The 14,466-nt window shown below is 66.4% G+C and carries 12 protein-coding genes, 2 tRNA genes and 1 pseudogene; 6 read left to right on the top strand and 9 right to left on the bottom strand.

The features are described 5' to 3' along the window. Position 1: 1 nt before the first annotated feature. Complete coding sequence (locus GOAMI_RS02460; protein WP_006434798.1) at positions 2-1,009, bottom strand: NAD(P)H-dependent glycerol-3-phosphate dehydrogenase; 1,008 nt, start codon at positions 1,007-1,009, stop codon at positions 2-4. A 125-nt stretch (positions 1,010-1,134) separates the two neighbouring features. Here GOAMI_RS02460 and cofC point away from each other — a divergent pair, with 125 nt between their 5' ends. The 3 genes from cofC (at position 1,135) to GOAMI_RS02445 (ending at position 5,161) form a co-directional block, all read left to right on the top strand. Beyond that, positions 1,135-1,884 carry a 2-phospho-L-lactate guanylyltransferase gene (gene cofC, locus GOAMI_RS02455; protein ID WP_006434797.1) on the top strand — a complete coding sequence of 250 codons (750 nt, stop codon included), beginning with the start codon at positions 1,135-1,137 and terminating at the stop codon, positions 1,882-1,884. Between the two features lie 114 nt (positions 1,885-1,998). Further along, positions 1,999-4,197: an RNA degradosome polyphosphate kinase gene (locus GOAMI_RS02450; protein ID WP_006434796.1), complete on the top strand. Its 2,199-nt coding sequence runs from the start codon at positions 1,999-2,001 to the stop codon at positions 4,195-4,197. 40 nt (positions 4,198-4,237) lie between these two features. Then, entirely contained in the window at positions 4,238-5,161 is a 924-nt protein-coding gene (locus GOAMI_RS02445; protein WP_006434795.1) for an NUDIX hydrolase, read from the top strand. An 85-nt stretch (positions 5,162-5,246) separates the two neighbouring features. Here the strand turns inward: GOAMI_RS02445 and GOAMI_RS02440 are convergent, their stop codons facing one another. From GOAMI_RS02440 to leuC, 3 genes are all read right to left on the bottom strand, one after another. Continuing rightward, positions 5,247-5,867, bottom strand: a complete 621-nt coding sequence (locus GOAMI_RS02440; RefSeq protein WP_006434794.1) for an HU family DNA-binding protein — start codon at positions 5,865-5,867, stop codon at positions 5,247-5,249. Between the two features lie 184 nt (positions 5,868-6,051). Beyond that, entirely contained in the window at positions 6,052-6,645 is a 594-nt protein-coding gene (leuD, locus tag GOAMI_RS02435; RefSeq protein WP_006434793.1) for a 3-isopropylmalate dehydratase small subunit, read from the bottom strand. 49 nt (positions 6,646-6,694) lie between these two features. Continuing rightward, a complete protein-coding gene (gene leuC, locus GOAMI_RS02430; RefSeq protein ID WP_006434792.1) occupies positions 6,695-8,131 on the bottom strand; it encodes a 3-isopropylmalate dehydratase large subunit in 1,437 nt (478 codons plus the stop codon). A 95-nt stretch (positions 8,132-8,226) separates the two neighbouring features. Between leuC and GOAMI_RS02425 the strand changes: the two genes are divergently transcribed. Further along, a complete protein-coding gene (locus GOAMI_RS02425) occupies positions 8,227-8,961 on the top strand; it encodes an IclR family transcriptional regulator (protein ID WP_006434791.1) in 735 nt (244 codons plus the stop codon). A gap of 66 nt (positions 8,962-9,027) precedes the next feature. Next, positions 9,028-9,516, top strand: a pseudogene (locus GOAMI_RS02420) (PPOX class F420-dependent oxidoreductase); the annotation flags it as partial. A 135-nt stretch (positions 9,517-9,651) separates the two neighbouring features. Here GOAMI_RS02420 and GOAMI_RS02415 read toward each other — a convergent pair. The 5 genes from GOAMI_RS02415 to GOAMI_RS02395 form a co-directional block, all read right to left on the bottom strand. Next, positions 9,652-9,724, bottom strand: a tRNA-Glu gene (locus GOAMI_RS02415). Positions 9,725-9,778: 54 nt separating this feature from the next. Further along, positions 9,779-9,850, bottom strand: a tRNA-Gln gene (locus GOAMI_RS02410). An 86-nt stretch (positions 9,851-9,936) separates the two neighbouring features. Beyond that, complete coding sequence (gltX, locus tag GOAMI_RS02405) at positions 9,937-11,415, bottom strand: glutamate--tRNA ligase (protein ID WP_006434790.1); 1,479 nt, start codon at positions 11,413-11,415, stop codon at positions 9,937-9,939. 44 nt (positions 11,416-11,459) lie between these two features. Further along, a complete protein-coding gene (locus GOAMI_RS02400; protein WP_006434789.1) occupies positions 11,460-12,284 on the bottom strand; it encodes an alpha/beta fold hydrolase in 825 nt (274 codons plus the stop codon). Further along, complete coding sequence (locus tag GOAMI_RS02395) at positions 12,281-13,054, bottom strand: fumarylacetoacetate hydrolase family protein (RefSeq protein WP_006434788.1); 774 nt, start codon at positions 13,052-13,054, stop codon at positions 12,281-12,283. The genes GOAMI_RS02400 and GOAMI_RS02395 overlap by 4 nt, the downstream gene beginning before the upstream one ends. 147 nt (positions 13,055-13,201) lie before the next feature. On the opposite strand from GOAMI_RS02395, the gene GOAMI_RS02390 reads away from it, so the two are divergent. Then, positions 13,202-14,431 carry an MFS transporter gene (locus GOAMI_RS02390; protein WP_006434787.1) on the top strand — a complete coding sequence of 410 codons (1,230 nt, stop codon included), beginning with the start codon at positions 13,202-13,204 and terminating at the stop codon, positions 14,429-14,431. Positions 14,432-14,466 lie beyond the last annotated feature (35 nt).

Below are 14,466 nucleotides of genomic sequence, written 5' to 3'. Positions count from 1 at the left end.
GTCAGTCCCGGTAGATCTCCGGCTTGGCGCTGCGGCCGAGCAGGGAGTTGATCGCGTCGGCGACCGATTGCCCGTCATGGCACACCTTGTGCACCGCGTCGGTCAGCGGCATCGGCACCTGGTGCTTCTCGGCGAGCGCGCGCACCGACGAACACGACTTCACACCCTCGGCGACCTGTCCGTTGGTGGCCGCCTGCGCTTCGGCCATCGTCGCGCCCTCGCCGAGTCGGGCTCCGAAGGTCCGATTCCGGGACAGCGGCGACGAGCAGGTCGCGACCAGATCGCCGACTCCTGCGAGCCCGGCCAGGGTCTCGATCTGTGCGCCGACGGCCACCCCGAGACGGATGGTCTCCGCAAGGCCGCGCGTGATGATCGTGGCGAGCGTGTTCTGACCGAATCCGACTCCGCTCGCGATGCCGCAGGCGAGCGCGATCACGTTCTTGGCCGAGCCACCGATCTCGCAGCCGATGACGTCTGTGTTGGTGTACGGCCGGAAATAGCGGGTGCTGAACGCGCTCTGCAGGGTGACGGCGCGGGACTCGTCGACGCATGCGATGACGGTCGCCGCCGGCTGCCCCTCGGCGACCTCATGCGCGAGGTTGGGTCCGGTGAGCACGGCGATCCGGTCATCGGCGACGCCGGTGACCTCGGCGATGACCTCACTCATCCGCAACAGCGTGCTGGTCTCGATGCCTTTGGCCAGCGACACGAGCGATGCGTCGGAACCGATGTGCGGGGTCCACTGCGTCAGGTTCTCCCGCAGGGACTGCGACGGCACGCCGCACACGACGATGTCTGCACCTGTCAGTGCGTCCACCGCGTCACTGGTGGCCGTCAGCTCGCCGGGCAACGTGATGTCCGACAGATAGTTCGGGTTCACGTGTTCGGAGTTGATCGCATCCGCCAGTTCCGGGCGTCGTGCCCAGATGACCGTCTCGGTTCCCGCATCCACGAGGACTTTCGCCACCGCCGTACCCCAGGAACCAGCACCCATGACCGCCGCGCGCACCGCACTCCTCCTGCCCCGGGTCCGTCTCTTCGGACCGAACGACTACCTGCCCACCCTAATGCCACGCACCGGCTGACCGACCCGGAATGTCACCCACCATCGCGCGGTGCACCATGATGGTCAGCATGGACCACAGCGCCGTCGACATGAGCGTCGACCTCAGCGCCGCCACGGGGAGCCCCGCGGCCGGCGGGGCGACGGTCGCGGCCGTGCTGGCCGTCAAGAGTCTCCAGCGCGCGAAGTCGCGGCTGGTGGCCACGCTGTCGGCCGCCACCGGCCACGACGAACCGACCACGCGGGGCTCTCTTGTCCTGGCGATGTTTCTCGACACCGTCGAGGCCCTTCGAGGTGCCGGCGTCTCGAGAGTGGTGGTCGTCAGTCCGGACGACGAGGTACTTGACGCGGCGCGACGGGCGGGCACGCACGGACTACCCGAGGTGGACTCGCCCACGACCGGTTCGGGCCTCAACAGCGCCTTCGGCCACGGTGCGCGGTGGGCCCGTGAGACATGGCCGGATTCGACGCGGCTGGTGTTCGTGCAGGCCGACCTGCCGGCCGCGACCAGCGATTCGCTGCGCGCGGTCCTGCGGGAGGCGCCGGCACACCGTCTCAGCTTCCTGACCGACCGCGACGGTACCGGCACGGTTCTCCTGCACGGCAATCTCCTCCCCGACGAGACCGGTGCTCTCGACGACGCACCTCGATTCGGCCCGGGTTCGGCGGCTGCGCACCGGGCCGCCGGCGCCGTCGAACTCGACCCCGCACACACCCGGTGGATCGATCTGCGCACAGACGTCGACACCGCAACCGATCTCGTCGCCGCACGCGCACTCGGCATCGGCCCCCACACCGCCGAGGCTCTGCGTCGTCTGTGACTGCCGCATGACTCCGCTTGTCGTGTGACGGCGACAGGGACATCGTGCCGTGGACGACGGGGTTCACGGGTCCTGCTCATGCCACGGGCTCCGAGTATGGGTCATCATTGATGGGTGAGCCCTGCCGACGACACCTCATCGACGACCGCCACGGTCACGACCACGCCGATCCCCAATGCCCCGCCGGCCGCAACGCTCGTCCCCGACGAGTCCGCGGACCTGCCCGAGGATCGGTATCTCAACCGAGAATTGAGTTGGCTCGACTTCAACTCCCGGGTGCTGGCACTCGCCGAGGACACCTCGCTGCCGTTGCTCGAACGCGCGAAGTTTCTCGCCATCTTCGCCTCCAACCTCGATGAGTTCTTCATGGTCCGGGTCGCGGGCCTCAAACGCCGCGACGAGACGGGCCTGTCGGTCCGATCGGCAGACGGACTCTCCCCGCGGGAGCAGCTGATGCGCATCGCCGGGCGGACCCAGAGCATCGCCGACCGTCACGCCCGCGTCTTCCTCGACTCGGTCCGACCGGCATTGGCCGACAACGACATCTATGTCGTGTCCTGGTCACAGCTCACCGATGACCAGCGTGCCCGGATGGTCGACTACTTCCAGGACGAGGTCTTCCCCGTCCTCACCCCGCTCGCGGTCGACCCGGCTCACCCGTTCCCCTACATCAGTGGCCTGTCGCTGAATCTCGCGGTGACCGTCAAGGACATCAACGAGAGCGGCGAGCACTTCGCCCGAGTGAAGGTCCCGGACAACGTGAACCGCTTCATCCGGGTCGATCAGCTCGCGCCCTACCGCGGCCCGGACGACGGGACGCACACGAAGAGCGCGGTGTTCCTGCCGATGGAACATCTCATCGCGGCCAATCTCGGCACGTTGTTCCCGGGCATGGAAGTAGTTGAACATCATGCCTTCCGGATCACCCGAAACGCCGATTTCGAGGTCGAGGAGGACCGCGACGAGGACCTCCTGCAGGCCCTCGAGCGTGAACTCGCCCGACGCCGGTTCGGTTCACCGGTGCGTCTCGAGGTGGCCGACGACATGAGCGAGCACATGCTCGAGCTGTTGCTGCGCGAGCTCGACGTCAACCCGGCCGATGTCATCCAGGTGCCCGGTCTGCTCGATCTGTCATCGCTTTTCGAGATCTACGACCTGGATCGGCCGCATCTGAAGGATCGTCCGTTCGTGCCGGCCACCCACCCGGCGTTCGGCGAGCGCGAGACACCCAAGAGTGTCTTCTCGACGTTGCGCGAGGGCGACGTCCTCGTTCATCACCCGTACGATTCGTTCTCCACGAGCGTGCAACGGTTCATCGAACAGGCGGCGGCCGACCCACAGGTTCTCGCGATCAAGCAGACCCTCTACCGCACCTCGGGTGATTCCCCGATCGTCAATGCGCTCATCGATGCCGCCGAGGCGGGCAAACAGGTCGTGGCGCTGGTGGAGATCAAGGCACGCTTCGACGAGCAGGCCAACATCAAGTGGGCGCGCAAACTCGAGCAGGCCGGTGTCCACGTCGTCTATGGACTGGTGGGGCTCAAGACGCACTGCAAGACATGTCTGGTGGTCCGCCGCGAGGGCTCGACGATCAAGCGCTACTGCCACATCGGTACCGGCAACTACAACCCGAAGACCGCGCGGCTGTACGAGGACGTGGGCCTGCTCACGGCCGCCCCCGACATCGGCGCGGACCTGACGGACCTGTTCAACACCTTGACCGGGTATTCACGCAAGAAGGAGTACCGCAACATCCTCGTTGCCCCCCAGGGCATCCGGGCGGGCATCATCGAGCGCATCCACCGCGAGATCGAACTCTTCCGCGCGGGCGACGACCGCGCTCGCGTGCAGCTCAAGGCCAATGCATTGGTCGACGAGCAGGTGATCGACGCGCTGTACCGGGCCTCGCAGGAAGGGGTCCCGGTCGATGTCGTGGTCCGCGGCATCAGCGCTCTGCGTCCGGGGATTGCCGGCGTCAGCGACAACATCCACGTCCGGTCGATCCTCGGCCAGTTCCTCGAGCATTCCCGCATCCTGCATTTCGGTGCCCAGAACGAGTATTGGATCGGCAGCGCCGACATGATGCATCGCAACCTGGATCGTCGGATCGAGGTGATGGTGAACGTGCGCGACAAGCGCCTCGCCGGTGAACTCGGCGACATCTTCGCCTCGGCGCTCGACCCGCGCACGCGATGCTGGGTCTTGCAGACCGACGGCAGTTGGGTGGCCTCCCCTGCCGCGGGCGAGGAGGTCCGCGACCATCAGCGACAGATGATGCGCCGCAATCGTCGTCGGCCGGAGATCAATTCGTGACCGGCTCCGCCTTGGCCCCGCATCCGGACAGCGATTCCCGATGACGAAGACGGTCCCTCGGAAAAGTGTGTGGGCCGCCGGCGCCGTCGTCTGGCGGCCGGGTACGTCGGGCTCCACCGCTCCGGAAGACCTGGAGATCGCCGTTGTCCATCGGCCGCGCTACGACGACTGGACCATCCCCAAGGGGAAGGGTGAGCCGGGCGAGACCCTCGTCGACACCGCGGTCCGTGAGATCGCCGAGGAGACGGGGCAACACGTCGTCCTCGGACGGCACCTCGGCGATGTTCACTATGACCTCGGGTCGGGGCGCAAGCATGTGCGCTACTGGTCCGCGCGAGGCGACAACGGTGCGTTCACCCCCGACGACGAGGTCGACGAATTACGCTGGCTCACGGTCGAGAAAGCGCGAAAGACGCTGAGCTATGACCTGGATCGCGAAACTCTGCGCGAGTTCACGCGACTGCCGGCCGATCTGCACACGTTGCTGCTGGTGCGCCACGCCAAGGCGGGGCGGCGCTCTGTTTACAAAGGTGACGACCGCCTCCGCCCGCTCGACGCCCTCGGTCGCACCCAGGCAGCGGCGCTCGTCCCGCTGCTGCTGGCCTTCGGTGCGCAACGGATCCACTCCGCGGATCGAGTGCGCTGTGAGCAGACACTGGAGCCGCTACGCTCCCGTCTCGGTGTCGAGTCCTGCAGCGAGCCGGACCTCTCCGAGGAGGTTTATCGCGCGGATCCGACCGCGGCACAACGCCGAATCCGGGAGCTGGCGTCCGAAATGCCGGACACCCTGGCGGTGTGCAGTCAGGGCAAGGTGATCCCACCGCTGATGGACTGGTGGGCCGAGCGCGACGGCATCACCCTGCCGAAGGCCTCGAACCGCAAGGGCAGCGTGTGGGTGTGCTCGCTCCACGACGGCCGGCTCGTGGCGGCCGATCACATCGCGAGTCCGCTTCCGTCCGACTGAGAGTCCCTCCGAACACAGATCAACCCCTGGTGGGGAAGTCACCAGGGGTTGATCTGAAAAGCGGTGTGCCCTACCGGGCCGGTCTTCAGCGGCGCGTCGACTTCTTGGCCGGAGCCTTCTTCGCCGCGGCCTTCTTGGCCGGAGCCTTCTTGGCTGCGGTCTTCTTGGCCGGAGCAGCCTTCTTGGCCGGAGCGGCCTTCTTCGCCGCGGTCGTGGTCTTCTTGGCCGGCGCGGTCTTCTTGGCCGCCGTGGTCTTCTTTGCCGCGGTGGTCTTCTTGGCCGCCCTGGTCTTGGCCGGAGCCTTCTTCGCCGCGGTCTTCTTGGCCGGAGCAGCCTTCTTGGCCGCGGTCTTCTTGGCCGGAGCAGCCTTCTTGGCCGCCGTGGTGCCGCTGCCGCGCTTCACAGCCGGACCGGTGGCGGCGAGCTTCTGCTTGCCGGCCACGACGGCCTTGAACTGAGCACCCGGACGGAACGCGGGAACCGAAGTAGCACGGACCTTCACGGTCTCGCCGGTGCGCGGATTGCGAGCGACGCGCGGCGCACGCTTCCGCTTCTCGAAAACACCGAAGCCGGTGATCGTCACGCTCTCGCCCTTGTTGACCGCGCGAACGATCGTGTCGACGACGAGCTCGACGGCTTCAGTCGCAGTCTTGCGATCCGCGTCGAGCTTCTTGGTCAGCTCATCAATGAGCTCCGCCTTGTTCATGAGTACCTCCGCAAGCTGATCTGACCGGTTTTCGGCCAGCTACCCACACACGGTAAACGTCGAATTTGAAAACGTCCATCTTCCACGCCAATTAGGACGCCGTGTTGCGAAATCGCATAGCAGCTCACAGGGTCTCCGCGTCGCGGGACCGGACCGTCCGCGCGGCCCCGAGAGGGGTCTCCGGTCAGTCCGCGAGAGTCCTCGGTTTGAACGACGGACGCTTCGACTCGTACTCGGAAATCGCGTCTACCTGCCGCAACGTCAATCCGATGTCGTCGAGACCCTCAATCAGGCGCCACCTGGTGTAGTCATCAATTGCCAACGGCACCACGAGGTCTCCTGCCGTGACGCTCTTATCGACAAGGCTCACCGTGATTTCCATCCCGGGGCTCTCCTCGAGTCGCTTCCACAGCAACTCGACGTCGGACTGTTCGACCTGGGCGGCGACCAGTCCGGCCTTGCCGGCGTTCCCGCGGAAGATGTCGGCGAACCGGGACGAGATCACCACGCGGAACCCGAAATCGGACAGCGCCCATACCGCGTGCTCGCGCGAGGAGCCGGTGCCGAAGTCCGGCCCGGCGACCAGAACGGAGCCGTTGCTCCACGGCTCGTTGTTGAGGATGAAGCCCGGGTCGGTGCGCCACCCGGCGAAGAGACCGTCCTCAAAGCCAGTGCGGGTCACCCGCTTCAGGTATTCGGCCGGGATGATCTGGTCGGTGTCGACGTTGCTGCGGCGCAGCGGGACGCCAATGCCCGTGTGTTCGGTGAACGGCTGCATGATGAAAGTCCCTGTTCGGAAGTTGTCTGGAATGTGGTCTGGGGGTTACTCAACCGAGATCGGCCGGAGCGGACAGCGTCCCGCGGATCGCGGTGGCGGCCGCGACGGCCGGTGACACCAGGTGGGTGCGTCCGCCCTTGCCCTGCCGCCCTTCGAAATTGCGGTTCGACGTCGAGGCGCACCGCTCACCGGGCGCAAGCTGATCCGGGTTCATCCCCAGACACATCGAGCATCCGGCCTGTCGCCATTCGGCGCCGGCGTTCAGGAAGACCTCCCCGAGGCCCTCTTCCTCGGCCTGGGCGCGCACGCGCATCGAACCGGGCACGATGAGCATCCGCATGCCGTCGGCGATCTTGCGGCCCTTGAGGATGTCGGCGACCGCGCGCAGGTCCTCGATGCGACCGTTGGTGCACGATCCGACGAACACCGTGTCGACCTTGATGTCACGCAACGGCGTACCCGGCTGGAGATCCATGTACTCGAGGGCCTTCGACGCGGCGCTCGATGCGACCTCGTCACCGAAGTCGGCGGGGTCCGGGACGGTCGCTCCCAACGGCGCACCCTGCCCCGGGTTGGTCCCCCAGGTGACGAACGGGGTCAACTCGCCGGCGTCGATGTGGACCTCGGCGTCGAAGACGGCGTCGTCGTCGGTGCGCAGGCTGTCCCAATACTCAACAGCCGCATCCCATTCGGCACCCTTCGGAGCGTGCGGACGACCCTTGAGGAACTCGTAGGTGACCTCGTCGGGAGCGATCATGCCGGCGCGGGCGCCCGCTTCGATCGACATGTTGCACACGGTCATCCGCGCTTCCATCGACAGGTTGCGGATCGCCTCGCCGCGGTACTCGAGGACGTAGCCCTGTCCACCGCCGGTGCCGATCTTCGCGATGATCGCCAGGATCAGATCCTTGGCCGTGACACCGGGGGGCAGTTGGCCGTCGACGTTGATCGCCATCGTCTTGAACGGGCGCAGCGAAAGGGTCTGCGTCGCGAGGACGTGCTCCACCTCGCTGGTGCCGATCCCCATGGCGATCGCACCGAAAGCACCGTGGGTGGCCGTGTGGCTGTCACCGCACACCACGGTCATTCCGGGCTGGGTCAGACCCAGCTGCGGACCGACCACGTGCACGATGCCCTGTTCGGCGTCTCCCATCGGGTGCAGCCGGATACCGAACTCCTCGCAGTTCTTGCGAAGGGTCTCGACCTGCGTGCGCGACACCGGATCGGCGATCGGCTTGTCGATGTCGACCGTCGGGACGTTGTGATCCTCGGTGGCGATCGTCAGGTCGGGGCGTCGCACGGGGCGACCCGCCAGTCGGAGGCCGTCGAAGGCCTGCGGACTGGTGACCTCGTGGACGAGATGCAGGTCGATGTAGATCAGGTCCGGATTGTTGTTTCCGGACGCATCGGCCTCACCGGGCACGACAACGTGGTCGCGCCAGACCTTCTCGGCAAGAGTTAGCGGCTGGGCTGGGCTGTTGCTCATGGCTGCACTCGATATCTTCTCGGGTTCGGCGGACGGTGCGCGCTCAGCTCGCGCTGAAACGTGCATCTCACTATTTGGACAGCTAGTATCGTCCTATGGGACAGGATAGCGCATCCGCGGTCAGCAGCGGAATCGGCGTACTCGACAAATCCGTGGCGGTACTCCACGCCATCGCCGAGGCCCCGTGCAATCTCTCGGAGTTGTGTGGGCGCACCGGACTCCCGCGCGCCACCGCACACCGGCTCGCGGTCGGCCTCGAGACCCATCGCTTCCTCGCACGAGACATCACCGGACGCTGGCAACCGGGGCCGGCGCTGGGCGAACTCGCCGCCTCCGCCCATGATCCCGTGACCGAGTCCGCGTTGATGGTCCTTCCCCGACTCCGTGACATCACCGGCGAATCCGTCCAGGTCTACCGCCGCGAAGGTGCCGAACGCGTGTGCGTGGCCGCGATGGAACCGCCTACCGGCCTGCGCGACACCGTGCCCGTCGGAACACGGTTCCCGATGAGCGCCGGCTCCGCAGCCAAGGTCCTGCTCGCCTGGGCCGACCCGGCGACGCAGCGCGCGCTGCTGCACGACAGCGTGTTCAGCGAGCGAGCCCTGCACGAGATCCGACGCCGCGGCTGGGCCCAGAGTGCCGGCGAGCGCGCGGCGGGCGTGGCGAGCGTCTCGGCGCCCGTGCGCGACGGCAACGGTGACGTCGTCGCCGCGATCTCGGTCTCCGGCCCCATCGACCGCATGGGCCGTCGGCCGGGCGCCCGCTGGGCCGCCGATCTCCTCGCCGCCGCCGATGCGATCCACAAGCGGCTGCAGACCTCCCGCGCCTGACCCGCCGCCGCAGGCGTTCCCGGCGTGACCGTTCCGCGCAGCGGACGGGTCGGATAGCTTCGTCACATGGGAGTCAACCAACGCAACCAGATCGTCATGTCCGACGCCGAGATCGAGGAATTCGTCGCGCGCAGCCGCACGGCCACCCTCGCCACCACGGGCCCCGACGGTGGCATCCACCTCGTCGCCATGTGGTACGGGGTCATCGACGGCGAGATCTGGTTCGAGACGAAGTCGAAGTCGCAGAAGGCGGTCAACCTCCGCCGCAACAACCGCTGCACGGTGATGATCGAGGACGGCGACACCTACGACACGCTGCGGGGCGTGAGCTTCGAGGGGACCGCCGAGATCCTCGACGACCCCGACTCCTGCCTGAAGGTCGGGATCAGCGTCTGGGAGCGCTACACGGCGCCCTACACTGAGGAATCGCGCCCCTTCGTCGAGCAGATGATGCACAAGCGTGTGGCCGTCCGTCTGGTGCCCACACGCACCCGTTCGTGGGATCACCGCAAACTCGGTATCCCGGAGATGCCGGCGTCGGGAAGCACCGCCCAGTCCTGTGAATCCGCCCACCCGATAGGCGGATCCCCCTCGCCCGTGTCGCGATGTGATCATCGCAACACGGGCGAGATCGTCTGCACCACAAAGAAAAACACCCTCCCGCTGCGATGCAGAGGGAGGGTGTTTCTGTAGCCCCGACGGGATTCGAACCCGCGCTACCGCCTTGAGAGGGCGGCGTCCTAGGCCGCTAGACGACGGGGCCTTGGAACTTTGTTGCGATCAAGACCCTAGCACGGTCTCGAACTCATTCAGTTCGCTGGGGTACCAGGACTCGAACCTAGAATGGCTGAACCAGAATCAGCTGTGTTGCCAATTACACCATACCCCACGGACTTCCCTTTTCCCTGAGGAAAAGTGCCGAGAAAGACAATAGCAAAGGGTTACCGGAAGTCCACAAACGTGCAGTTCAGAGGCCTATTTCGCAGCGATCTCACGAGCCGCGGCCAGACGGGCGAGGGTCTTGTCGCGACCGAGGATCTCCATCGACTCGAAGAGCGGCGGACTCACCTGCGAACCGGTGACGGCGACGCGCACCGGACCGAACGCCTTACGTGGCTTGAGCTCCATACCGTCGACCAGAGCCGCGTTGAGGGCGTCCTGCAGCTCCTGGGTGGTCCAGGACGTCAACGGCTCGATGGCGGCGATGGCGGCGTCGAGAACGGCCACTGCGTCGGCTCCCAGGTTCTTGCTCGCGGCCTTCTCGTCGATCGTGAACTCGTCGTCGGACACGTAGACGAACTTGATGAGGTCCCAGGCGTCGGCGAGTACCTGGATGCGCGTCTGCACGAGTTCGGCGAGTGCGGCGAATCTCACATCGTCGACCGGCTCCGACAGGTGTCCGTGACCGATCAGGAACTCCTTGAGGCGCGCAGTGAAGTCATCGGTCTCGAGCCGGCGGATGTGCTCGGCGTTGATCGCGTCGGCCTTCTTCTGATCGAAGCGCGCCGGATTCGAGTTCACCTGCCGCACATCGAAAGCGGCGATCATCTCGTCGAGTGAGAAGACATCGGTGTCGCTGGAGTAGCCCCAGCCGAGCAGCGCGAGGTAGTTGAGCAGGCCTTCCGGGATGAATCCACGGTCGCGGTGATGGAAGAGGTTCGACTGCGGGTCGCGCTTGGACAGCTTCTTATTGCCCTCGCCCATCACGAACGGGAGATGGCCGAACTCCGGGACGAACTCTGCGACACCGATGCGGATGAGTGCCTCGTACAGCGCGAGCTGACGCGGCGTCGACGAGAGGAGATCTTCGCCACGCAGCACGTGGGTGATCTTCATCATGGCGTCGTCCACGGGATTGACCAGGGTGTACAGCGGGTCGCCCGACGCACGCGTCAGCGCGAAGTCCGGAACGGTGCCCGCCTTGATCGTCGTCGTACCGCGGACCAGGTCGTCCCAGGAGAGATCGGTGTCCGGCATCCGCAGGCGCACAACCGGTTTGCGACCTTCGGCGCGGTAGGCCGCGCGCTGTTCGTCGGTGAGGTCGCGATCGAAGTTGTCGTAGCCCAACTTGGGATCACGTCCGGCCGCCTTGTGACGCGCCTCGACCTCCTCGGGGGTGGAGAAGGCCTCGTAGGCCTCCCCCGCCTCGAGAAGGCGTGCGACGACGCCGGCGTGGATGTCACGACGCTCCGACTGACGGTAGGGACCGTAGGGTCCACCGACCTCGGGTCCCTCGTCCCAGTCCATTCCGAGCCACCGCAGGGCATCGAGGATGGCCAGGTAGGACTCCTCGCTGTCACGGGAGGAGTCGGTGTCCTCGATGCGGAACACGAAGGTTCCACCGTCATGACGCGCCTGGGCGAAGTTGAACAGCGCGGTCCGTACGAGTCCGACATGGGGTGTACCGGTCGGTGACGGACAGAATCGGACTCGTACGGCTTCACTACTGGTCATGACCGTCAGGGTATCGAAACCCCGTCGAGCCCTGACCGGCGCGTTCAGTCCCGGAAACGCCCGCAGAAGTCGACCAGGACGCGGTTCACCTCGGCCGGTTGTTCGAGATAGCCGAAATGCCCGGCACGTTCGATCTGTACGTACTCCGCACCCGGGATCGCCTCGGCCACCTCACGCGCGAGGTGGGGCGGCAACGTGCGATCGTCGGCGAACCCGACGACGAGTGTCGGGCGCGTGATGTTGCGATACGCCGCGAGGCGGTCCGACTCCTTGTTGTGGAGCTCGAGCTGAGCGCGCACCCCCGGGGTCACCGTCTGCGGCGAGAACCCGATGATGTCGAGCCAGTCCCGTGCGGAGCGGTCGTCGTCGAGCGTGTGCGGCGACAGGTTCAGATGAGCCGTGATCGCGGCCTCGTACTCCAGCGGCAGCTTGATCTTGTTGTCGTAGAGCGCACGCTCACCGGCCGAGATCGCTTCCTGCAGAGGCGTGTTGCGGCCGTAGGTGGCGATCAGAACAGCGGCCTTGACGACGTCGGGCCGCGCCAGGGCGAGTTCCTGGGTGATCCGGGCGCCCAGTGAGGTGCCCACGACGATCGCCGGACCACGGCCGAGATGTTCGATCAGCGCGGCGGTGTCGGCGACCATGTCATCCAGGCCGAAACCCTCGGGACATTCCGACGACGGGGCGATGCCACGGTTGTCGAACGTGACGACGGTGTGGCCGGCCTTCACCAGTGCCGGTTCCTGATTGGCCTTCCACACGCGGCCGGGACTGCCCGTGCCCATGACCATCACGACCAGCGGGCCGCTCCCGGCCACGCTGTAGGAGATGTCGATGCCGTTGACGCGTGCCGTATTGGGAGCTGTCATGCCTTGTCCACCACCGGGTTGGAGAGCGTGCCGATTCCGTTGACGGTCACCGAGACCCGCTGTCCGGCAACCATTGGTCCCACTCCCTCGGGCGTGCCCGTGAGAATCACGTCGCCGGGGAGCAGGGTCATGATCCGTGTGATCCACTCGACGATCTCGCCGATGTCGTGCAGCATCAACGAGGTCCGCGTCCGCTGCTTGACCTCACCGTCGAGTTCGGTGACGAGTTCGACGTCGGAAGGGTCGAAGGAGGTCTCGATCCAGGGACCGAGCGGACAGAAGGTGTCGTAGCTCTTCCCGCGCGTCCACTGTCCATCGATCTTCTGCTGATCCCGGGCGGTCACGTCGTTGGCGATCGTGTAGCCGAGGATGACGTCCTTGGCCTGTGCGGCCTTGACATCCTTGCAGGGCCGGCCGATGACGACGGCGAGCTCACCTTCGTAGTCCACGCGTTCCGACGACGGCGGACGCACGATCGGGACCTCGGGTCCGATGATCGAGGTGTTCGGCTTGATGAAGATCACCGGGTCCGCGGGCGCCTCACCACCCATCTCGGCCGCGTGGGCGGCGTAGTTCTTGCCGATGCAGATCACCTTGCTGGCCAGGATCGGGGCCAGCACACGGACGTCGGCCATTTTCCAGGAACGTCCCGTGAACGTCGGGGTGCCGAACGGATGCTCGGCGATCTCCTTGGCGACGGCGTCGTCGCCCTCCCCTTCGACGGACACGAAAGCCACTCCGTCGGGACTCGCAATTCGACCTAAGCGCATGTCCAGACCCTATCGCACCGACCGATCCCATCCGTTGGGAGCCGAGTTGGCGGACCCGGCCAGCAGTTTTAGAATGTGAACAGTTTGTTCCATATTCTGAGATTCGATAGAGGCGAGTTCACGTGTGCAACGGGAGAGGTGAGTTCCATGGATGACGCCAGAGTCATTTCCGACACCAGACGGTGGGTCATCCTCGGTAGTTCACTTCTCGCCGCACTGACCACCACCTGCGTCGTCAGCGGCATCGCATATCTGATCCCCTCACTGCACACCGACGCCGGACTCACCCTGACCGAGGCGTCTACCCTGGCCGCGATCCCCACGATCGGCCTCACCACCGCCACCATCCTGTGGGGAATCCTGCTGGACCGCTATGGCGAACGCCGGATCCTGACGATCTCCCTGTCGATCTCGCTGGCCGGCGCCACCGGAGCGGCCGTGGCCGCAGCCGCCGACGCGTCGTATGTCGTCGTCGGTGCGGCTCTCCTGGTGGGCGGGATCGGCTCCGGTGCCGCCAACGGGGCCAGCGGCCGAATCGTGGTGGGCTGGTTCCCCGCTCATCAACGTGGCACCGCGATGGGCATCCGCCAGATGGCGCAACCCCTGGGCATCGGCGTGTGCGCACTGACGATGCCGGTCGTCGCCGCGACTCAGGGACCCGCTGCGGCACTGGCGATCCCGGCCGTGATCACGGCCGCGGGGCTGCTGGCCGTGCTCGTCGGGATCAGCGACCCGCCGCGGCGTGCGGCCCCGAGCGGAACCGGCGATGTTCCGGCCACCAGTCCAAACCCGTACCGCGGCAATTCGTTCCTCGCGCGCGTCCACGCCGTCAGCATGCTGCTCGTCATCCCGCAGTCGATGATGTGGACCTTCGTGCCCACCTGGCTGATCGTCGCGCACGACTGGTCACCGGCCGCAGCGGGCCTGCTGATCACCGTGACCCAGGTGATCGGCGCGTTCGGCCGGATCGCCGCGGGCCGATGGTCGGACGCGTGGTTGTCACGGATGCGCCCCGTTCGCATCATCGCCGTGACCGGGGTCGCTTCGATGTGCGCTCTCGCACTGGCGGATTGGTTCGACAGCCCGGTCGCCCCCGCACTGATGGCGGTGGCGAGCATCATCTCGGTGGCCGACAACGGGCTGGCGTTCACCGCCATCGCCGAGTTCGCGGGTCCCGACTGGAGCGGGCGCGGACTCGCGGTACAGAACACCGGCCAGTTCCTGGTCACCGCCGCGACCACGCCCGTACTGGGTGCGCTGATCGCCGCTGCCGGTTTCCCGGCGGCATTCGCGGTCACCGCGCTCGCGCCGCTGGTCGCCGCCCCCCTGGTCCCCAACGATCAGGACCTGCAGGTCGAGGAACTGGCCGAGGTCTGATCCGCCCCGCAAACCCAGCGGAAACAGATCATCCC

The organism is Gordonia amicalis NBRC 100051 = JCM 11271, assembly GCF_000332995.1.
GTDB classification, from domain to species: Bacteria; Actinomycetota; Actinomycetes; order Mycobacteriales; family Mycobacteriaceae; genus Gordonia; species Gordonia amicalis.
This window is presented reverse-complemented; position numbering and strand designations above follow the sequence as displayed.

Excerpts from the sequence above, each read along its gene's own strand:
- cofC (WP_006434797.1), top strand. The coding sequence starts at position 1,135 with ATGGACCACAGCGCCGTCGACATGAGCGTCGACCTCAGCGCCGCCACG.
- GOAMI_RS02445 (WP_006434795.1), top strand. The coding sequence starts at position 4,238 with ATGACGAAGACGGTCCCTCGGAAAAGTGTGTGGGCCGCCGGCGCCGTC.
- GOAMI_RS02440 (WP_006434794.1), bottom strand. The coding sequence starts at position 5,867 with ATGAACAAGGCGGAGCTCATTGATGAGCTGACCAAGAAGCTCGACGCG.
- leuD (WP_006434793.1), bottom strand. The coding sequence starts at position 6,645 with ATGCAGCCGTTCACCGAACACACGGGCATTGGCGTCCCGCTGCGCCGC.
- leuC (WP_006434792.1), bottom strand. The coding sequence starts at position 8,131 with ATGAGCAACAGCCCAGCCCAGCCGCTAACTCTTGCCGAGAAGGTCTGG.
- GOAMI_RS02425 (WP_006434791.1), top strand. The coding sequence starts at position 8,227 with ATGGGACAGGATAGCGCATCCGCGGTCAGCAGCGGAATCGGCGTACTC.
- gltX (WP_006434790.1), bottom strand. The coding sequence starts at position 11,415 with ATGACCAGTAGTGAAGCCGTACGAGTCCGATTCTGTCCGTCACCGACC.
- GOAMI_RS02400 (WP_006434789.1), bottom strand. The coding sequence starts at position 12,284 with ATGACAGCTCCCAATACGGCACGCGTCAACGGCATCGACATCTCCTAC.
- GOAMI_RS02395 (WP_006434788.1), bottom strand. The coding sequence starts at position 13,054 with ATGCGCTTAGGTCGAATTGCGAGTCCCGACGGAGTGGCTTTCGTGTCC.
- GOAMI_RS02390 (WP_006434787.1), top strand. The coding sequence starts at position 13,202 with ATGGATGACGCCAGAGTCATTTCCGACACCAGACGGTGGGTCATCCTC.